The organism is Acidobacteriota bacterium (genome assembly GCA_039030395.1).
GTDB lineage: Bacteria > Acidobacteriota > Thermoanaerobaculia > Multivoradales > JBCCEF01 > JBCCEF01.
Window position 1 is genome coordinate 1 of the sequence record JBCCEF010000009.1, and the last position, 17,287, is coordinate 17,287.

The 17,287-nt window shown below is 63.9% G+C and carries 18 protein-coding genes; 10 read left to right on the forward strand and 8 right to left on the reverse strand.

The genetic code is table 11. From position 1 onward, the window contains the following. Positions 1-677: hypothetical protein (locus AAF481_10555; protein ID MEM7481603.1), on the forward strand; the 677-nt coding region annotated here is incomplete at its 5' end. Here the strand turns inward: AAF481_10555 and AAF481_10560 are convergent. Further along, the gene (locus AAF481_10560; GenBank protein ID MEM7481604.1) at positions 674-925 is read right to left on the reverse strand and encodes a hypothetical protein; all 252 of its coding nucleotides are present in this window, start codon (positions 923-925) and stop codon (positions 674-676) included. The two genes, AAF481_10555 and AAF481_10560, sit on opposite strands and share 4 nt — an antisense overlap. 57 nt (positions 926-982) lie before the next feature. Next, a complete protein-coding gene (locus tag AAF481_10565; GenBank protein ID MEM7481605.1) occupies positions 983-1,396 on the reverse strand; it encodes a hypothetical protein in 414 nt (137 codons plus the stop codon). A 253-nt stretch (positions 1,397-1,649) separates the two neighbouring features. Here AAF481_10565 and AAF481_10570 point away from each other — a divergent pair, with 253 nt between their 5' ends. Both AAF481_10570 and AAF481_10575 read left to right on the forward strand, forming a co-directional pair. Continuing rightward, complete coding sequence (locus AAF481_10570) at positions 1,650-3,335, forward strand: electron transfer flavoprotein-ubiquinone oxidoreductase (GenBank protein MEM7481606.1); 1,686 nt, start codon at positions 1,650-1,652, stop codon at positions 3,333-3,335. Positions 3,336-3,452: 117 nt separating this feature from the next. Continuing rightward, the gene (locus tag AAF481_10575; GenBank protein ID MEM7481607.1) at positions 3,453-5,264 is read left to right on the forward strand and encodes an alpha/beta fold hydrolase; all 1,812 of its coding nucleotides are present in this window, start codon (positions 3,453-3,455) and stop codon (positions 5,262-5,264) included. A gap of 20 nt (positions 5,265-5,284) precedes the next feature. On the opposite strand, the gene AAF481_10580 is transcribed toward AAF481_10575, so the two are convergent. The 3 genes from AAF481_10580 to AAF481_10590 form a co-directional block, all read right to left on the reverse strand. Next, positions 5,285-5,878: a hypothetical protein gene (locus AAF481_10580; GenBank protein MEM7481608.1), complete on the reverse strand. Its 594-nt coding sequence runs from the start codon at positions 5,876-5,878 to the stop codon at positions 5,285-5,287. Positions 5,879-6,053: 175 nt separating this feature from the next. Further along, positions 6,054-6,254, reverse strand: coding sequence for a phosphatidylserine decarboxylase (locus AAF481_10585; protein ID MEM7481609.1), 201 nt, complete (start codon positions 6,252-6,254; stop codon positions 6,054-6,056). Positions 6,255-6,682: 428 nt separating this feature from the next. Further along, positions 6,683-7,414, reverse strand: a complete 732-nt coding sequence (locus AAF481_10590) for a DUF2268 domain-containing putative Zn-dependent protease (GenBank protein ID MEM7481610.1) — start codon at positions 7,412-7,414, stop codon at positions 6,683-6,685. A gap of 81 nt (positions 7,415-7,495) precedes the next feature. On the opposite strand from AAF481_10590, the gene AAF481_10595 reads away from it, so the two are divergent. The 5 genes from AAF481_10595 (at position 7,496) to AAF481_10615 (ending at position 13,380) form a co-directional block, all read left to right on the forward strand. Continuing rightward, the gene (locus tag AAF481_10595; protein MEM7481611.1) at positions 7,496-8,995 is read left to right on the forward strand and encodes a hypothetical protein; all 1,500 of its coding nucleotides are present in this window, start codon (positions 7,496-7,498) and stop codon (positions 8,993-8,995) included. A 35-nt stretch (positions 8,996-9,030) separates the two neighbouring features. Continuing rightward, a complete protein-coding gene (locus tag AAF481_10600; protein ID MEM7481612.1) occupies positions 9,031-9,276 on the forward strand; it encodes a hypothetical protein in 246 nt (81 codons plus the stop codon). Next, positions 9,260-9,820, forward strand: a complete 561-nt coding sequence (locus tag AAF481_10605; GenBank protein MEM7481613.1) for a DUF6036 family nucleotidyltransferase — start codon at positions 9,260-9,262, stop codon at positions 9,818-9,820. The genes AAF481_10600 and AAF481_10605 overlap by 17 nt, the downstream gene beginning before the upstream one ends. Positions 9,821-10,420: 600 nt before the next feature. Further along, positions 10,421-11,668: a hypothetical protein gene (locus AAF481_10610; protein MEM7481614.1), complete on the forward strand. Its 1,248-nt coding sequence runs from the start codon at positions 10,421-10,423 to the stop codon at positions 11,666-11,668. Next, complete coding sequence (locus tag AAF481_10615) at positions 11,665-13,380, forward strand: Hsp70 family protein (GenBank protein ID MEM7481615.1); 1,716 nt, start codon at positions 11,665-11,667, stop codon at positions 13,378-13,380. The genes AAF481_10610 and AAF481_10615 overlap by 4 nt, the downstream gene beginning before the upstream one ends. 84 nt (positions 13,381-13,464) lie before the next feature. Here the strand turns inward: AAF481_10615 and AAF481_10620 are convergent, their stop codons facing one another. Then, positions 13,465-13,941, reverse strand: a complete 477-nt coding sequence (locus AAF481_10620; protein MEM7481616.1) for a VOC family protein — start codon at positions 13,939-13,941, stop codon at positions 13,465-13,467. A gap of 105 nt (positions 13,942-14,046) precedes the next feature. Continuing rightward, positions 14,047-14,412 (reverse strand): VOC family protein, encoded by a 366-nt coding sequence (locus AAF481_10625; protein ID MEM7481617.1) that lies wholly within the window; start codon positions 14,410-14,412, stop codon positions 14,047-14,049. Between the two features lie 112 nt (positions 14,413-14,524). Between AAF481_10625 and AAF481_10630 the strand changes: the two genes are divergently transcribed. Both AAF481_10630 and AAF481_10635 read left to right on the forward strand, forming a co-directional pair. Next, positions 14,525-15,205 (forward strand): hypothetical protein, encoded by a 681-nt coding sequence (locus AAF481_10630; protein ID MEM7481618.1) that lies wholly within the window; start codon positions 14,525-14,527, stop codon positions 15,203-15,205. Between the two features lie 222 nt (positions 15,206-15,427). After that, positions 15,428-16,099 carry a nucleotidyltransferase gene (locus tag AAF481_10635; protein MEM7481619.1) on the forward strand — a complete coding sequence of 224 codons (672 nt, stop codon included), beginning with the start codon at positions 15,428-15,430 and terminating at the stop codon, positions 16,097-16,099. A gap of 35 nt (positions 16,100-16,134) precedes the next feature. On the opposite strand, the gene AAF481_10640 is transcribed toward AAF481_10635, so the two are convergent. Then, a complete protein-coding gene (locus tag AAF481_10640; protein MEM7481620.1) occupies positions 16,135-17,277 on the reverse strand; it encodes a DUF4097 family beta strand repeat-containing protein in 1,143 nt (380 codons plus the stop codon). Positions 17,278-17,287 lie beyond the last annotated feature (10 nt).

The following is a 17,287-nucleotide window of genomic DNA, read 5'->3' on the forward strand; positions in this document are numbered from 1 at the left end:
ACCGACTTGCCCGACTCCACCTCCTGGAGCACCCGGATGATCTTCTCCTCGCTGTAGCGACTCTTGCGCATATTGCCCTCCTCCTTTCAGCCCAGATTGCTCAAAGTCTACTGGGCCGAATTACGGGGAGCACGTCACCGGGGGACCTACCAGTCGGCGAGCACTTGCGAGCAGCGATACCACTCCCAGAGGACCCTCTTGAGGGCATGACTACGATTGGAGCTACACTGCTGATAGCTCCAAGGGTCGATGCAGAACATCCGGGCGCCTACACACGGAGCGGAGTATCTGTGGCCTTCAGGCCACATGCAGATAAGTATCGGACCTACAAGAATGGATCAGTCTCGAAGCATCCGCAGACCATCCCTTTCTTTTCCGAGAAAAACATGTACTGTGCGTCCGAGTATCAATTAAGGGCAGATGGTCAAAAATGGGAGCCTTGCCTTAGCAGCCACAAGAGATTCAGGGCTTCCTCTCTGAATCAACCCTGCTTCGACATCAAATATGAACATCGAGAAGGCGTTCGGGCTGCCATAAGCGCCCAAGCGATACCATACGCCATGGTCGTCACGGTCAAAGCTAAGCGGGTTCCGGATCTTTACAACCAGGTCGTAAGAGCGTATCGAAACGTTTTGGTGCCTATTCAGCCGAGGCTCAGGATACCGGTTCGGACTTAGTCCACCTTGTTCGCTTTGGCCCAGCGGGCAAGAGCAGCTTGCTTGGCAATCTCCCTCCGTCGCTCGGGCGATAGCTTCGCCGCCCTAGCCTTGCCGCCCCTCTTCCCGCCTAGCCGTCCGAGAGCCACGGCGTGAGGGTTCTTCTCCGGCAGGTCCTCCTTCTCCTTCTCACCAGTCGCCTCGCGCACGATGTCGAGGGCGCGTTGGTTGAAGTCTGTCGGCCTTCTGATGCTTGAGCGTTTTGGCATGACACCTACTGTAACAGGCAGGCGGGGCGGGACCATTCCCGCCCCGTGATGGGCAGTCTATCGAGGGATGGCCTGCTCGATGCGATCGGCGAGCTGCCCGAAGATCGGGGCGAGATCCCGCGCCAGATCGGACAGAGGCACCATTTCACGCGGCAACTCGTCTTCGTCGGCTCGACGGCCCAGCATGTGGGCGTAGCCGTAGAGATGGCGGGAATCGGCCGCCAGCGCCCGCAGAGAGCGCACCATAAAGGGCTCGGCGGTCGGAGGATGGATCCTGAAGCCTTCCCGGTACAGCGTCACCACTAGGGCCGCGAGACGGCGCAAAGTGGCCCGATCGGGCTCCGCGTCCAACTCGGCAAGGTAGGTCTCTCGGAACCCTCCGTCTTCGTCCCAGGGCGGCGGAGCCCCAGGCGGGCGGCAGGACATGGGCAGAGGATGAAGGCGAGCGGTAGACTCGTCTCGGTCGCGCATAGGGCTAGCTCCTTTGCGTGGCTAGGGCCGGCGGAGCGTTAGCGCGCTCCGTCGGTCCGCTGGGTTAGGTCACCACCCTAGCCGCGCCTGCAAGCCCTCGCGCGATTCAATTCTCTGGATTTCAAACTGAGCCACTACCACCGGCCGACGATCCACCGAAAGGCCGTCGCGATGGTACGATTCCAGGCGTTCGAGAGACGAACGCCCACCCGGCGGACGTCCGGGGTCACAACTCAAAAGACTTAAAAGATCCATGAGCGAAGAAGCGCGCGAAGTTCTCGACCTGGACGTGGTGTTTGTCGGCGCCGGGCCGGCCAGCCTGGCCGGTGCCTACCACCTGGCGAAAAGAATCGAGTTCCACAACCGCACCGCCACCCACCCGCTGGACGTCACCATCGCGGTGCTCGAAAAGGGCAAGGAGATCGGCAGCCACGCCATCTCCGGAGCGGTGGTCGATCCGCGCGCCTTCAAAGAACTGTTTCCGGACGACTGGCAGGACGCACCCTTCGAAGGCCCGGTGGAGAAAGAACAGCTCCTCTGGCTGACCAACGAAAAGGCCCGCTCCCTGCCGGTGCCGCCACCCTTGGACAACCACGGCAACTACGTCGCCTCCCTGGGCAAGCTCCTGAAGTGGATGGCGCCGAAGGTCGAGGAGGCCGGGGTGGACATCTTCTGCGAGTTCCCGGCGGCGAAGATCCTGCTGGAAGAGGGCAAGGTGGTGGGCGTGCGCACCGGCGACTGCGGCATCGCCCACGACGGCACCAAGAAAGCCAACTTCGAGCCCGGGATGGACATCCGCACCCGCGCGGTGGTGCTCGGCGAAGGCCCCCGCGGCACCCTGGTCAAGCAGCTCGACAAGGCCGGCCACCTCGCCGGCGGCGCGCAGGGCGAGCGCAACCCCCAGGTGTACGCCATCGGCATCAAAGAGGTGTGGGACCTGCCGGAAGGCCGGGTCGAGCCGGGTTCGGTGATCCACACCATGGGCTGGCCCCTCGGCAAAGACGTCTTCGGCGGCGCCTTCCTCTACGGCATGCAGAACGACCAGCTCATCGTCGGCCTGGTAGTGGGCCTGGACTACGAGAATCCGCTGCTCGATCCCCACCAGGAGTTTCAGCGCTTGAAGACCCATCCGGAAATGGCCCGCATTCTCGCAGGCGGCAAGATGGCCTTCTACGGCGCCAAGGCCATTCCCGAAGGCGGCTGGTGGTCGCGGCCCCAGTCCTCCGGCGACGGCTTCCTGATCGCCGGCGACTCCGGCGGCTTCCTGAACAGCCAGCGCTTGAAGGGCATCCACCTCGCTATGAAGAGCGGCATGCTCGCCGCCGAGACCATCTTCGACGGCCTGGTAGCGGACGACCTGTCGAAAGAGCAACTCGCGCGCTACGAAACCCGCATCGAGCAGAGCTGGATCCACGACGAGATGTGGCCGGTGCGCAACTTCCACCAGGGTTTCGACGGCGGCCTCTACGCCGGCATGATCAACGCGGCCTTGGGCACCGTCACCGGCGGCTTCGGCTGGGGCTTCAAGAATCGCCTGGAAACGGAAGCCGGCCACGCCCGCCTGAAGAAGCTGGGAAGCGACGAGGCCGAGGCGCCGGAGGCGGTGACCTTCGACGGCGAATTGACCTTCGACAAGCTGGCCGACGTCTACAACTCCGGCACCTCCCACGACGAGGACCAGCCGGTGCACTTGGTGGTGCGCGAACCGGACCTGTGCGTGGAGCGCTGCACCATCGAGTACGGCAACCCCTGCGAGCGCTTCTGCCCGGCGGCGGTCTACGAGATGGTCGACGACAGCGCCGCGCCGGCCGGCCGGCGGCTGCAGATCAACGCCAGCAACTGCGTCCACTGCAAGACCTGCGACGTGATGGACCCGTACCAGGTGATCGACTGGGTCACCCCCGAGGGCGGTGGCGGCCCCAGCTACAGCCGCATGTAGCCCAACCCCGCCGGAATCGCGCGGCCTCGCGGTTCGTAGGGAGCGGGAGACGGCAACGACGCCGGCGGACCGGACCGCCCTGACTTTTCGCTAGATCCCCCACTGGAGAATTCGACCATGAAGACCTTCCTCCGGGCGAGCACCCTGTGCCTCCTCATCCTGCTGCCGATCGGCACCGCCGCGGCGGCCCCCCAACGACCGGCCGGCGCTGCCGAAGCCCGCGACGCAGTCACCCTGGACGGCACCTGGCGCGGCGACTTGGAGGTTCCCGGTGCCACCCTGCGCCTCGCCCTGGAGATCAGCGGCGGTTCCTCCGACTCACCCAACGCCACCGTCATCAGCCTCGACCAGGGCAACGCCCGACTGCCGGTGAACACCTTCGAGCGGAGCGGCAAGCGAGTCGAGTTCACCGTCCAGATGGTGGGCGGCAGCTTCATCGGAACCCTCGACGAGGCGGGCGACACGTTGGCAGGCACCTGGACCCAAAGCGGCCAGACCTTCCCGCTCTCCTTCGCGCGCCGGGCCACCGACCCGCCGGCGACCGCGGCGGCGGCGACCCCCGACGGCAAGACCGTGGATATCGCGCGCCGCCTCGCCTCCAGCCCCTGGTCCGGCACCATCGAGATTCCGGGCCAACCGCTGCGCATGGTGGCCTACTTCACCCCGGACGGCGACGGCGGCCTCCAGGGACGGCTGGTCAGCCCCGACCAGGGCAACGCCGAGATCCCGATCGAAGAGCTGGCGATCAACGGCGCCAACGTCAAGCTCACCGCCCCGGCCGCCGGCGTCACCTTCGAAGGCACCCTGTCCGACGACGGCGAGCGCATCACCGGCACCTTCCGGCAGGGGCCCGGCAGCTTCCCCCTGGAACTGACCCGCGGCGAAGCCGAAGGACCGAAACGGCCGCAGCACCCCCGGCCGCCGTTTCCCTACCGGGTGAGCGAAGTGAAGATCCCCAACGCCGAGGCGGGCATCGAGCTGGCCGGTACCCTCACCCGGCCGCAGGGCGACGGCCCCTTCCCGGCGGTGGTGCTGGTCACCGGCTCCGGCCCCCAAAACCGCGACGAAGAGATCCTCGGCCACAAACCCTTCCTGGTGCTGGCGGACCATCTCACCCGCCGAGGCTTTGCGGTGCTGCGTTACGACGACCGCGGCATCGGCAAGTCCGGCGGCACCTTCCGCGGCGCCACCAGCGAAGATTTCGCGACGGACACCTGGGCGGCGGTCGAGTTCCTCACCGCCCAGGAGGGCATCGCACCAGACCGCGTCGGCATTCTCGGCCACAGCGAAGGCGGCATCGTCGCCCCGATGGTGGCCGTCGAGCATCCGGCATCGGTGGCCTTCCTCGTGCTCCTCGCCGCCCCGGGGCTGCCGGGCGCGCAGGTCATCTCTCAGCAGGTGGGCGACATCGCCCTCGCCTCCGGCCTGCCGGAGAACGTCGCCCGCGCCCAGCAAACCATGCAGGAGAAGATCGAGGGAGCCGTCGCCGCCAGCTCTGGCCTCGAAGATCTGAAAGAGCGCCTCAACGCCATCCTCGACGAAGCCGGCGCCCCGCCCGCCGCCAAACAGCAGATCCTGGCCCAGGCGGAGACCCTGAATGATCCCTGGCGCCGCTATTTCACCGCCTACGACCCGCGGCCGGCCCTCACCCGGATCAAGGTACCGGTCCTCGCCCTCACCGGCGACAAAGACCGCCAGGTCGCTCCCGAAGGCAACCTCGCGGCGATCGAAAAGGCCCTCAAAGAAGGCGGCAACACCGCCTACACCGCCCGTGCTCTGCCGGGCCTCAACCACCTCTTCCAAACCGCCGAAACCGGCGGCCCGGGCGAATACGGCCAGCTCGAAGAAACCTTCGCACCGGCGGCGCTAGAGGCAATCGGAGAGTGGTTGGTGGAGCGGTTCGGAACCGGAGGTGGCGCCGAAGACTGAGCAGGCATCAACCGCCTGGCTCATTCACCGGCAGCCGGCCCCTTCGCCGGCGTCTTCCAAATGTCCTCGAACACAAAACTGTCGTTGTGATCGAGGAAGTCCTCGCCGCATTTGTCCTGCACGAAGTAGCGGTCCGTCAGCGACCGCACCACCGCCAGGCGGTGAGCGGGGCGAACGATCTCGAAGACAATCGAGGTGAAGTGGCGCTGAAGGATCTCCAGCTTTTCGCGATCGGATTCCGTCGGTACCTGTTGCAGCAGGTTGTAGGACGCCACCAGGAAATCCAACCCCAGGTTGCGATAGCCGCGATACGCCGGAGGCTTGTCGTCGCCGTGGCCATCGCCCTTGTCGATGTTCGGGAAGAAGAATCTTCCCTGTTCGATGAGTGCCGAGAGCCGCGCCCGAAGATCGCCGAGGGACGGCTCCGCTCGATCCACGCAGCGGGCCTGAAGCAGCACGTTGACGACTTCCCCGTGCCAATCCATCAGGCGGACGGCATAGTCGTTCTCCAGTTCGAACTTGGCGTGCCGCCGGTCGCGGACGAAGAAAAAGGCCACGACGACAGAAACCACCAGCGAGACGGCGGCGATCACGCTTTCCAGGGAAACGTCCACGCACTCCTCCTTCACGACGAGCGGATTGAGCTTGCAGCCGTCACCTTAGTACAGCGAACAGGATCCCTGGCACCAGAAACGAGACTCTAGGCGCGCGCAATCACCTCGCCGACCAGGTAGCTCGTGCCGTCGTCGCCGTTGGGCTGGCTCGGGCCATGGCCGGTGAACTCCTGGATCACCCCGGGCGGAAGAGAATGCAGTGGGTGGAGCCACCAAACTGGAAGTAGCCCAGCTCCTGGCCCTTCTCGACGCGGGCGCCGGGCTGGATCGCCTCGTTGATGTAGCAGGTCGAAATCTCCACCATGCCGATGGGAATCACGCAGACCAGGCCGACCGGATCGTCGGCCTGGATGAAGATGAGGGCGCGGGTCTGCACGTGCGCGATGTAGCCCTCGGAATGGTCCTGGTCCGTCGGATCCTCGCCCCAGGCGGAGTACTCGGCATTCAGGATCGTAGACGTAGTCGGACATGTCGAGCTGCTTCTGTGCCGAAGCTCAACGATGGCACCGCATCGCCTGCGCTTCGACGCCTTGCGGACGGAGGCAAAGCGCTCCCAACGCGACCCACGGGACTTTCACCACGGGCTCCTAGGCCACGATGCCGACCAAGGCACCCGAGAAAGAGAGAGCGCCGAGAAGCGGCGCGGTCGGCCAGCATCTCAGCGTCTCCTTCCTCAAGGCCTCAGTCCAACGTGGTAGCCAGCGCCGATTCCGTTTCGCGGGGAACGCCCGATGAGGCGAGAGCTTGCGCCCGTCGTGGGGAGGGTCTTCGTTTTCGAATCAGAGTCCAGCCGCGCCCCGTCGGCTACTGCGGCCGAAAGACGTCCGCCGGGGCGGTCACCAACTGCGCCGCCGACCGCCCATCGCGCGCCTGGAAGTCCCTCACCAACCGAAAGCCCAGGGTGTAACCGGCCCAGCGGGGAATGTTCGGGTCGCTGCCGAGAAACCAAGCGTTGAAGTCATAGAAGCTGTCGAACTCCGGCCGGGCGCGGTCCAACCAAAACTGCGTCTGGCTCTCCGGGAAAGCCTCCGACCAGGGCTGGGGCGGAGAACCGAAGAGTTCCCCGACGAAGCGCTCCGCCAGGCCCTCCGACACCATCGCTTCGAGCAGCGTGGAGTAGAACCCGGTACCGCTCCAGCGGGCCGTGTGATGCAGCTCATGGGCGGTGATCGCCGGATAGTACTGCCGGATCGAGGCCTCCAGGCCGGCAAAGGTCGGATCCACCACCATCTCCACCCGGGTGGGCGCCACCGTGTAGCCGCCCACCCCCAGGCCGCCGATCGAGCGGGCGCGGTCGGCGGTGACCTCGATGGTCACCGCTCGTACCGACAACTGCGTTCGGACCTGCGCCACGGTGTCCTCGATCAAGGTGCGGATGAGCGCATGGTGTGCCGCAAAGGCTCCGGCGGGATCGTTGATCACCACCCGCACGCCGCCGGCCTCCGTCGGCCGCGGCTCGGTGGGTGAAGAGCCATCGCAGGCGGTGACGAGGAGCGCGACGGCCAGCACCAACATGGGAAAAAGGCTCCGTTTCATCATGGGTTCCTCACCGATCAGTCTATCCTCTAGGCCTCGGCGGGCCTCCGGCCTGAGGTCGTCGTCGTAGAATTCATAGCCATGTCTCGATATCTAGTCTACTCCGCCCTCTTTCTCGCAGTCCTGATTCCGACCAACGCCCGCGCCCAGGGCGGCACATTCTGGGTTTCCCCCACCGGCAGCGACACCACCGGCGATGGCTCCTCCGGCAACCCCTGGGCGGGTATCACCCAGGCAGTCGATTCGGTGCCGGACCAGGCCCTGGTGCTGGTGCGGCCGGGCACCTACAGCGGGCGGGTCAACCTGCGACAGACCTTCGCCCAGGGCATCACCGTGCGCTCGGAGGTGCCCTACCGGGCGCAGCTCCGGCACACCTCCACGGTGGTCACCTGCTACACCTGCCGCGGCATCGCCCTCGAAGGCTTCGACATCGCCCACAGCGGTCCGGGGAGCGGCGCCCTGCTGATCCAGATCCAAGATCTCCTCGGTCCACCGAACCACGCCGGCCGCATGGTGCTCAGAAACAACGTGCTCCACGACAGTTGGAACAACGACCTCTTGAAGATCAACAACGGCGCCCGCGACGTGACGGTGGAGGGCAACCTCTTCTACAACCAGACCGGCAGCGACGAGCACATCGACATCAACAGCATCGACGGCGTGGTGGTCCGCCGCAACATTTTCTTCAACGACTTCGCCGGCAGCGGCCGCAGCAACAACAACGACACCAGCAGCTTCATCGTCATCAAGGACTCGAACGGTGACGACGACAACCTGCTGGGCACGCGCAACGTCCAGGTGGACGGCAACGTCTTCCTGCACTGGGAAGGCTCCACCGGCTCCAACTTCGTGCTGATCGGCGAAGACGGCCAGCCCTTCCACGAAGCCTTCGACGTGACGGTCCAAAACAACCTCATGCTGGGCGACGCCCCCAACGTGATGCGCGCCGCCTTCGGCGTCAAGGGATCGCGCGACATCCTCTTCCGTCACAACACCGTCGTCGGCAACCTACCCGCCCTCGCCTACGCCATGCGCTGCAACCGAGAAGGCAGCAACCTCCAGGTGGACAACGTCCAATTCCACGGCAACCTCTGGTCCGACCCCACCGGCACCATGGGCTCGACCGGCGCCGGCAGCAACGACTTCTCCGACACCCCGCCGTCAGACATCCTCGGCTGGACCCTGCGCCGCAACCTCTACTGGAACGGCCCCAACCCCCTACCCTTCGACGCCTCCGAAGAGATCAACCCCTCGGACGACCCGGAAGCCCTCATCGCCGATCCCCTCCTCCCCGCCGCCAGCGGCATCCCCCTGCCCCGCTGGAACCCCACCACCGACCTCTTCGCCGACGGCTCCACCACCATCGCCCAGGCATTCAAGCGCCTAGTCGAAACCCACGGCACCCCCGCCGCCGGCAGCCCCGCAGCCGAGGCCGGAGACCCCACCACCGCCCCGCCCCACGACATCCTCGGCCGGCCGCGCGGAGCGCGGCCGAGCCTTGGGGCGGTGGAGCTGGGGGTGATCTTCGCGGATGGGTTCGAGAGCGGGGATACGAGGGCTTGGGATGGGGTGGTGGAGTGAGGTGATCCCAAAGTCCGACTGCTAGGATCTACAGCATGGAAGCCAGCGATCTCAGGGGATACGCCAACCGCTCGCGCAGTTCCCTCGCCGAGATCGAAGCCGCCTACTGGAGGAGCCGCAAAGATCGGTTCGGTGCAGGAGAGGGACTCCGCATCGCGGCCGAACTCCGCGAGCACGTTCGGACCGTCCGGCCGGATTGGCCTACCCCGGAAGATCGCCTGGCCGACCTCCAGGCCCATATTCGCCTCGGAGAACTCCTGCGCAGTGTCCCAACCGGCTGAAGTTCTCGCGGCGCTGGCCCAGGCCTTCGCGAGCGAAGGGGTTCGGTGGTACGTCTTCGGAGCGCAAGCCGTGATGGCCTACGGTCGCCCACGGCTCACCACCGATATCGACGTGACGGTCGAACTTGAACTCGATCAGGTGCCCGCCCTTGCGGCGCGCCTCGAATCACATGGTTTCTCACCCCAGACCCCAGACTTCGCACAGCTCGCCGAGCGAACGAGAGTACTTCCGCTGGCCCACGAGGAAACAGGCTTCCCGATCGACCTGGTGGTCGCCGGACCCGGTCTGGAACATCAGTTCCTCGACCACGCGAAGCGGTTAGATTTGGGAGGAGTCACGGTCCCGGTGATCGACGCTCCGGATCTCATCACCGCCAAGATTCTTGCCGGTAGACCGCAGGACCTCGAAGACATAAGAGGCATCCTGCTCGAACAGGGGCCGGCACTCGACCTTCATCGCACGAAGGAAACTCTTCGGCTTCTCGAAGCGGCATTGGACCGTGGCGATCTGCTCTCGGAGCTGGAACGGCTCCTCGCGAGGTAGCCAGCCACAGAATACCTCGCAATTCGGCGAGGAGCACGCCCAGCGGCTGAGGCAAGCCGGGTAGGTCAGACAGCCCCATCTTCGGCAGGTCTCTTCGAAACACTCACGAAAGCCGTCAAGGCCCGAGGCACTCGCTTCGACCGCCCCGAGACGATTGATCTTCAGCCAGCCCGATTCATCGGCCTCTAGCCGATCGGCCATCGATTTCTGCAACTCGACTTCGAGGATATGTCGATCTACTGGATTCGAAAAGCTTACTGAACTAGGCCAGACCGTCGCGGCGAGACAGGGGCAGGGGAAGGTGCTATGTTTCCCCCTTCTTGCCACCGACGATCCGAATCGATGACCCTAGAAGAAGCACTTCGAATCCTTGGCCTCTCAACGGAGGAAGCGGGCGCTGCCGACTCCCTCCGGCGCGCGTATTTGCGCCGCCTAAGGACCTGCCGGCCAGACGATGACCCGGAAGGATTCATGCGCTTGAGGGCGGCCTACGAGCATCTACAAGGTCGGGGCGGATCCATTCCGGTCGCAAGAACTCTTGCCAGTCCGCGGCCCATGAGAACCGCGAAACGGATCGAATCGTCGGCGAGAGCAGAACCGATGGTCGAGGTTTCTGTGGCCGAGGATCCAACCCTGCTGGAGCCCTTCCGTGATCGCCTTTCGAAGCTTCAACGTTTCGATCACTACCAGCGGATCGGGATCGCCCGACAAGCCGTTGCAGAGAATCCGCAATCCGCTGCAGCCGTTCGCCTGCTTCTAAGGGAGCTGGAGGCCGGCGACGAGGAGGACGAGATGGCTCTGGTGCTTCGGGACGCGATGAAGCGTGGACTTCCAGGAATGCGAGAAGCCTTACGGGTACGGGCTCCGAGCCTTCTTCCGCGAGATGAGCTGGCGGAATGGGAAGGCTCGGGAAACATGTCGGTCCTGGCCGCACTCGCCGAGGGATTCATCGCCGAAGGAAATATTGAGCGATGCAGAACCGCTCTTCACCGATTTCTCTCTACTGCAATGAGCAGCAACCGCGCTACCGATGAGTGGACCGAGAGATTCCTCAGGATCGTCCTCCTGCTACAGGGTTCCGGGCATCTCGAGGAGGGGGTGAGGCAGCTTCACGCCTTTGCGTGTGCTCTGGAAACTCTTGGGCTGAGTACTCGAGATCTCGATGACTCAAGAACTCTGCCCAAATGGACGATCGCCCGGGAACTCGCTCGGCAGCCCGAAAGTTTCCCGCGGAAGTTCTTGACCACGGCTGCACGATCTACGGCCAATGGCTCGCTCGGAGATGCCCGCGAACGTCTTCGACAACTGGCTGGGCAGCACCCTATTCTGGCGAGGCGAGCACGAAATCATCTGCGTTCGTCGGACTTGTTGGCCGGGATTCTGGATCGAAAGGAACCGAGCCCGACAAAAGAGTCATGGACCGGATGCGTATGGCCTCTTTTCCTTTTGATTGTCGTCGTGACGCTGGTCAGCACTGGGCTCCCCGAAGGACCGAGCCAAACCGAAACTGCTTCGGCAGCCCTCAAACGAGTGATCGAAAGAACTCATGTCAGAAACCTAGAGCCTGAACCGCCAAAGAAGAGGATCGACGCTCCCGAGTATCGTAGAGTCCGTCGGTCTCCGGAACTGGTGGTTGAAGAGAGAAACCGAATCATGATTCAATGCGCCGCCGCTTCCGACTCACCTGTTTGTCGCTTTGCACGTCCATTCTTTGAGCGAATCGATCAGGGGGACTGCACAGGAGCGGTCGAGCGGTGGGAGTCTTTGGGGAACGCGGCCTATGAAGAAGCGATCCGCCGCCGGTTCGTCATCTTCCTGAATCCGTGCCCGAACGAGGAGCGGCCATGACCTTGAACTCAACCATTGTAGGCATTGACCTGGGGACCACCAACTCCCTGATTGCCGTCGTGGAGTCCGAAGGGCCGCGCATCTTGCCCAATGCCGTCGGCGATGACCTGACCCCGAGCGCCGTTCTCGTGGATCAAGGCAACGTCTCGGTCGGCAAGATCGCGCGTGCTCGCGCTTCGCGCTGTCCGGAAAAGGTGGCGATGTCGTTCAAGCGAGATATGGGCACTTCCCGCACCTTCGAACTCGAAGGCAAGGTCTTCTCGCCCCAGGAGCTTTCGGCTGCGGTTCTCAGGAACCTGAAGCAAGACGCCGAGAGTTCACTGGGTTGCTCCATCGAAGAAGCGGTGATCAGCGTGCCGGCCTACTTCAACGAGGCGCAACGCAACGCAACGCGGGAAGCCGGTGAGATCGCGGGTTTGAAAGTCGAGCGGCTTCTCAACGAGCCGACGGCAGCGGCCATCGCCTACGGGATGCACCGACGCGAAGAAGAACTGAAAGTGGTGGTTCTCGACCTCGGAGGTGGTACCTTCGACGTCACCGTCCTCGAGATCCTGGAAGGAGTCATCGAAATCCAGGCGACGGCTGGGGACTCGCGGCTTGGAGGAGACGACTTCACTTCGGCCCTCGCAAAGGCCCTATGGTCGCGGCAAGGTTTGACCGAACAGGACTTGCCTGCCAGCCCAATCTCCCGTGCCCGTTGGTGGGCGGCTTGTGATCAAGCCAAAGCCCGCTTGTCCTCCCAGGGCTCTGCCCGAATCGCACTACCGGAGTTTGAGATCCAACCCGGGTCCTTCCAAGATTTCGAGATCGACCTCGAACGCAACCAGGTGGATGAGATCTGGGAGCCCCTTGTTGCACGGCTGAAAGGTCCCACCCTGCGGGCGCTTCGGGACGCCGATCTCAGGCCGGAATCGATCAGCGATGTATTGCTGGTCGGAGGCTCTACTCGACTTCCTTGTGTTCAACGCTTCGCTGCGTCCCTCTTTCAGCGCATGCCATCCCGCCATCCAGAACCCGAGCGGATTGTGGCAAAGGGAGCCGCTTTGCAAGCCGGCCTCAAGGACCGGAATGCGGCCGTCGAAGATTTGGTGGTCACGGACGTGGCTCCTTTTTCGTTGGGAATCGCGACTCGCACGACGCTGGATGGTTTCCACTTGGACGATTCGTTTTCACCGATCCTCGAACGAGGCACGGTGATACCGGCAAGCCGAATTGAGCAGTACACCACCGTGAGCGACAACCAGGAAGGCATCCAGGTTGAGGTCTTTCAAGGTGAGCATTCCCTCTGCCAAGACAACACTGCGCTCGGGAAACTGAAAGTCAGCGTACCCAAGGCGCCCGCCGGCAAGGAAATGATCGATGTCCGATTCACCTATGACCTGAACGCGCTACTGGAGGTGGAAGTCACCGTTCACTCGACCCAAGAGACCCACCATCTATTGCTCACCGGTTCGAAGACTCGGATGTCGGCAGAAGAGATCGAAAACGCCCGACGGGCGATGAAGGCGCTCAAGTTCCATCCCCGGGACGCATTGCCCAATGCCACAGCCCTGGCCCGCGCCGAGGACCTCTACATCGACCTACGAGGAAGAGATCGGGAACACCTAGCGCTGGCGATGGCTGCCTTCCGCGCCGCTCTAGATTCCCAGGACCCGGAGCAGATTACTGCCGGACGAGATCAGCTCAATGCCGTGGTCGATCGATTGCGGTAGAACGCAGTTCCGATCGCCTTAGGAGTTCGGCACATCAACGTCCAGGTTTTTTTCGGGCGCGGTCTTGGAACCGAGCGAGTGGGCCTACGGCTCCAGCGCCGAAAACAGCTGAATCACGTTCCCTTCAGGATCCTTGAGCTGGAGAAGTCTCACCCCATGTGCCGGAAAGGGAATCACCCGCAGCTCTTCGCCGGTGGCCTCTTTCACACGGTCGGCGACGGCGGCGACGTCCGCCACTTCGAAGCCCACTTTGAACAGGCCGCGGGCCTTTTCCACCTCCGTCGCCCGGTTGTCGCGGATGATTTCGACCAGCAAGCCGCCGTTCTTGAGGTTGACGATCTGCCAGCGCTTGTCTTCCGCCTCGGCGCGGTCGACTTCTTCCAGGCCGAAGGCCTTTTGGTACCAGGCAACGGACTCGTCGACGTTTTCGACGATCACGGCGAAATAGGTCTTGCCGTTGGGTTCTGGAACCCAGGGCGGTGAAGCGAGCGCTGCCTGGGCAAAGAACAGGAGGAGTGCCGAGAGGAGAATGTCGCGCGGCCAACGGTTGGAGTGGTTCATGGTCGAAATTCCCTTCTGGCGTGAAGGCCCGCCGTGAAAGCAGTGATTGCCGGTGACCCTGGATACGGCTGGATCGGCCAAGGGTTGCCCGGCGAACGGGCGGACCTACTCTTCCGCGGCGCGATCGCTCCACACCGCCAGCTCATTGCCGCTCGGCTCGGCGAAGTGGAATCGCCGGCCGCCGGGGAAGGAGAAGATCGGCTGGACGATGCGGCCGCCGGCGGCTTCGATCTTCGCCTGGGTTGCTTCCAATCGCTCGCTGTAGAGAACGATGAGCGCACTGCCCCGCTCCGTCGAAGCCGTCAGGTCGGACCGATAGAAGCCTCCGTCGAGGCCTTGATCGGAGAACGCTGTGTACTCCGGCCCGTAATCCACGAAGGTCCAGCCGAAAGCGGTTTCGAAGAAGGTCTTGGTGGCCGATAGGTCTTTGGCGGGGTATTCGACGTAGTTGATTTTCTCGTGGTCGGGCATGTGGATTCTCCTGTCTCAGAGGGAACGTGTCTCGAAAGTGGTGGCGCCAGTCTAGTGTTCGTGTCCATCGCTGGCTCTCAAACCTTTCCCTCGGGGCGGCGTACCAGCCTCCATGCTCGAGTTGCGAAGAAATCCCCCAATCGCCGCGCTGTTTGCCCTCGCTCTATCCCTGGCCTGGACCCTCGGCACAATCGCCACCGAGATCGTGGAGATTCCGGGTGCAGAGGGCCGGACGATCGAACTCGAAGTCGATGTGCCGCCGGACTTTGACCCTGATGTGGCCTATCCGGTGCTGGTCGGCGCGGGCGACTACTACTGGCAGGACCATCCCTCGCAGCCGGGCTGGATCATCGTCTTGAGCGCCGCCTTTTGGAGCCCTGACCGGCTGGAAGACGCCCCCAGGGTGCTCGCCTGGATCCGGGAGAACTACCGGGTGCGAGGCGGAGGGTGCCACTCCACCGGCTGGAGCCGCAACAGCGCCGGGATCTTCGAGATCGCGATGGCCTATCCGGAGCAATTCCTGAGCGTCACCGGAGTCGCCGGCATGCCCGGGCGCGGCAGCGAGAAGGACCTTGAGAAACTGCGCGACGTGCGGGTGCAGTTCATCGTCGGCGAGAACGACACCTACTGGAAGAACGGCTCCGAAGACTGGCACCAGAAGCTCAAAGCGCTGGGTGTCGACAGCACTCTCGAGATCATCCCTGACGGTGCTCACGTCATGCCGGAGCTGATCAACAAACCGTTCTTCGAGCGGATGAATCGGCTGGTGGCGAAGATCGAAGCGGCGCAATAGGTTCCAAGCCCTCTCCTAGTACAGATCGAGTGTCTTCCCGGCTTGGCGGAAGTTTCCTAGGCCTGGCTGCTAGCATCTCCTCGATGGACGAGAAAGACATTCGAGCCTTCGTGGAGCGACCCCGGCCCGATCCCGCAAGGAGCGAGGCCATCTACTGGCGCGAGCGCAAGGGCCGGCTGGGTCTCGGCGAGGGATCTCGCATCGCCGGTGAGCTTTGGGACTATGTTCGCGAGGTTCGTCCCGACTGGTCCTCGCCCGAAGAGCGGCAGGCCGATCTGGAGCATCACATCCGACTCGGCAGACTGCTACGGAGTGTTCAACCTGACAAGGCTAGCTGATGTTCTGAAGGCCCTTTCGCGAGCGTTGGCGGAAGAGGGAGTGCGCTGGTATGTCTTCGGAGCGCAGGCGGTGGTTGCCTATGGCCGCCCTCGGCTCACCACTGACGTCGACATTACCGTCGAGCTGAGTCTCGATGAAGCGGAGCGTTTCGCAGACCGCCTTCGAGCCCACGGTTTTTTCCCGCGAGAATCCGACGGACCGAACCGAATCGAGCGAACCCGAGTGCTCCTTCTGGTTCACGAATCCAGCGGGTTTCCGGTGGACTTGGTCATCGCAGGACCCGGGCTGGAAATGTCGTTTCTGGAGATGGCGAAGCCGCTGGATCTTTCCGGGGTACAAGTTCCTGTCATCGATCCAGCAGATCTGATCACCACCAAGCTACTTGCCGGTAGACCCCAAGATCTCGAAGACGTTCGAGGCCTTCTCCTGGAACGAAAAGTCGAAGTAGATCTGGAACGCACTCGGGACACCTTGAAGATGATCGAGCAGGCCCTGGATCGCGGAGACTTGCTGCCCGAGTTGGAGCGGCTGCTCGAAGCAACGAAAGAAGACTGAGCAGCCGCCCGATCTCGGGAAGGACGGGATGTCCCCTACCGCCCCGGCTCCAGCCGCACGTTGCCGGAGCCGGTGTCGACGTCGATCCGGGTGTGGCCGTCGCCGCGCTTGGCGCCGACGAGTTCGCGGCCGTCGCGGATGAGTTCGGCATCGCCGAACTCCACGCGCAGGTTGCCGCTGCCCTGGTCGGAGGTGAGGTCGAAACTGGCGTTCGAGTCGGCGACGATCACCACGTTGCCGGAGCCGGTGTCGGCCATCACGTTCCTCGCCCAGTTCAGGGGACTCTCCAGGCGGATGTTGCCGGAGCCGGTGTCCATGTTGATCTCTTCGGCGTCGAAGTCGCGGGCGGTGATGTTGCCGGAGCCGGTGTCCATCTCCGCCTGGCGGACGCGGCCGTAGGCCACCCGGATGTCGCCGGACCCGGTGTCGAAGCGCGCCGTTTCGCCTTCGACCCGGGCGAGGTCGATGTCGCCGGAGCCGGTGTCGACGTCCGCGTCGCCGCGCACCGAGCCCACCTTGACGTCGCCGGAGCCGGTGTCCGCCAGGAGGTCGCCCTCGACGTCGCCCAGGGTGATGTCGCCGGACCCGGTGTCGAGGTCGAGATCGGCGTTCAGGGAATCGCCGTCGATGCCGCCGACGACGTTGCGCACGCCGAGGCTGGCGCCGGACGGCACTTCGATGCGCAGGTTGGCGTAGAGCACCGGACCCCGACTCCGGTTGGTGACGGTGACCTTCTTGCCGAGGTACTTGGTGCTGGTGGAGCTGTTGTTGAAGAAGGAGCCGCTGCCGCGCGGGTAGGAGAATTTGCGGTGGTCGTCCACCGGGTAGGAGAGCGCCCAGCCGGCCTTTCCATTGCGGGTCGACTCGCGCCAGTCCATGGCATCGATGAGCTTCTGGGTTTCGGACGGGGAGCCGCCGGCGGCGTGGATCTCGGCCACGACGCGGGTTTCCGAGCCGGAGCCCTGGACGATCTCGACTTCTCCGGCGAGGTTTTGAAGCCGGACGCTCGCCGGGAAGGTGCGCTCCAGCACTCGGCGCTCGATATCGGCCCGTTCGACGGCGGCGCCGTCGGCGCTCACGTCATAGGCACAACCGGTGGTGGTTGCGAAGAAGGCGAGGAGGACGAGAAGCCCCAATCCCAGCCAGGCGACGGACGGACGGTGGTTCAATCGGTTCATGGGCGGTCTC

Bases quoted from the DNA above. Each gene is read 5' to 3' on its own strand.
- AAF481_10590 (MEM7481610.1), bottom strand. From the start codon at position 7,414: ATGAAACGGAGCCTTTTTCCCATGTTGGTGCTGGCCGTCGCGCTCCTC.
- AAF481_10570 (MEM7481606.1), top strand. From the start codon at position 1,650: ATGAGCGAAGAAGCGCGCGAAGTTCTCGACCTGGACGTGGTGTTTGTC.
- AAF481_10610 (MEM7481614.1), top strand. From the start codon at position 10,421: ATGGTCGAGGTTTCTGTGGCCGAGGATCCAACCCTGCTGGAGCCCTTC.
- AAF481_10625 (MEM7481617.1), bottom strand. From the start codon at position 14,412: ATGCCCGACCACGAGAAAATCAACTACGTCGAATACCCCGCCAAAGAC.
- AAF481_10640 (MEM7481620.1), bottom strand. From the start codon at position 17,277: ATGAACCGATTGAACCACCGTCCGTCCGTCGCCTGGCTGGGATTGGGG.
- AAF481_10560 (MEM7481604.1), bottom strand. From the start codon at position 925: ATGCCAAAACGCTCAAGCATCAGAAGGCCGACAGACTTCAACCAACGC.
- AAF481_10620 (MEM7481616.1), bottom strand. From the start codon at position 13,941: ATGAACCACTCCAACCGTTGGCCGCGCGACATTCTCCTCTCGGCACTC.
- AAF481_10575 (MEM7481607.1), top strand. From the start codon at position 3,453: ATGAAGACCTTCCTCCGGGCGAGCACCCTGTGCCTCCTCATCCTGCTG.
- AAF481_10630 (MEM7481618.1), top strand. From the start codon at position 14,525: ATGCTCGAGTTGCGAAGAAATCCCCCAATCGCCGCGCTGTTTGCCCTC.
- AAF481_10600 (MEM7481612.1), top strand. From the start codon at position 9,031: ATGGAAGCCAGCGATCTCAGGGGATACGCCAACCGCTCGCGCAGTTCC.
- AAF481_10615 (MEM7481615.1), top strand. From the start codon at position 11,665: ATGACCTTGAACTCAACCATTGTAGGCATTGACCTGGGGACCACCAAC.
- AAF481_10595 (MEM7481611.1), top strand. From the start codon at position 7,496: ATGTCTCGATATCTAGTCTACTCCGCCCTCTTTCTCGCAGTCCTGATT.
- AAF481_10565 (MEM7481605.1), bottom strand. From the start codon at position 1,396: ATGCGCGACCGAGACGAGTCTACCGCTCGCCTTCATCCTCTGCCCATG.
- AAF481_10635 (MEM7481619.1), top strand. From the start codon at position 15,428: ATGTTCGCGAGGTTCGTCCCGACTGGTCCTCGCCCGAAGAGCGGCAGG.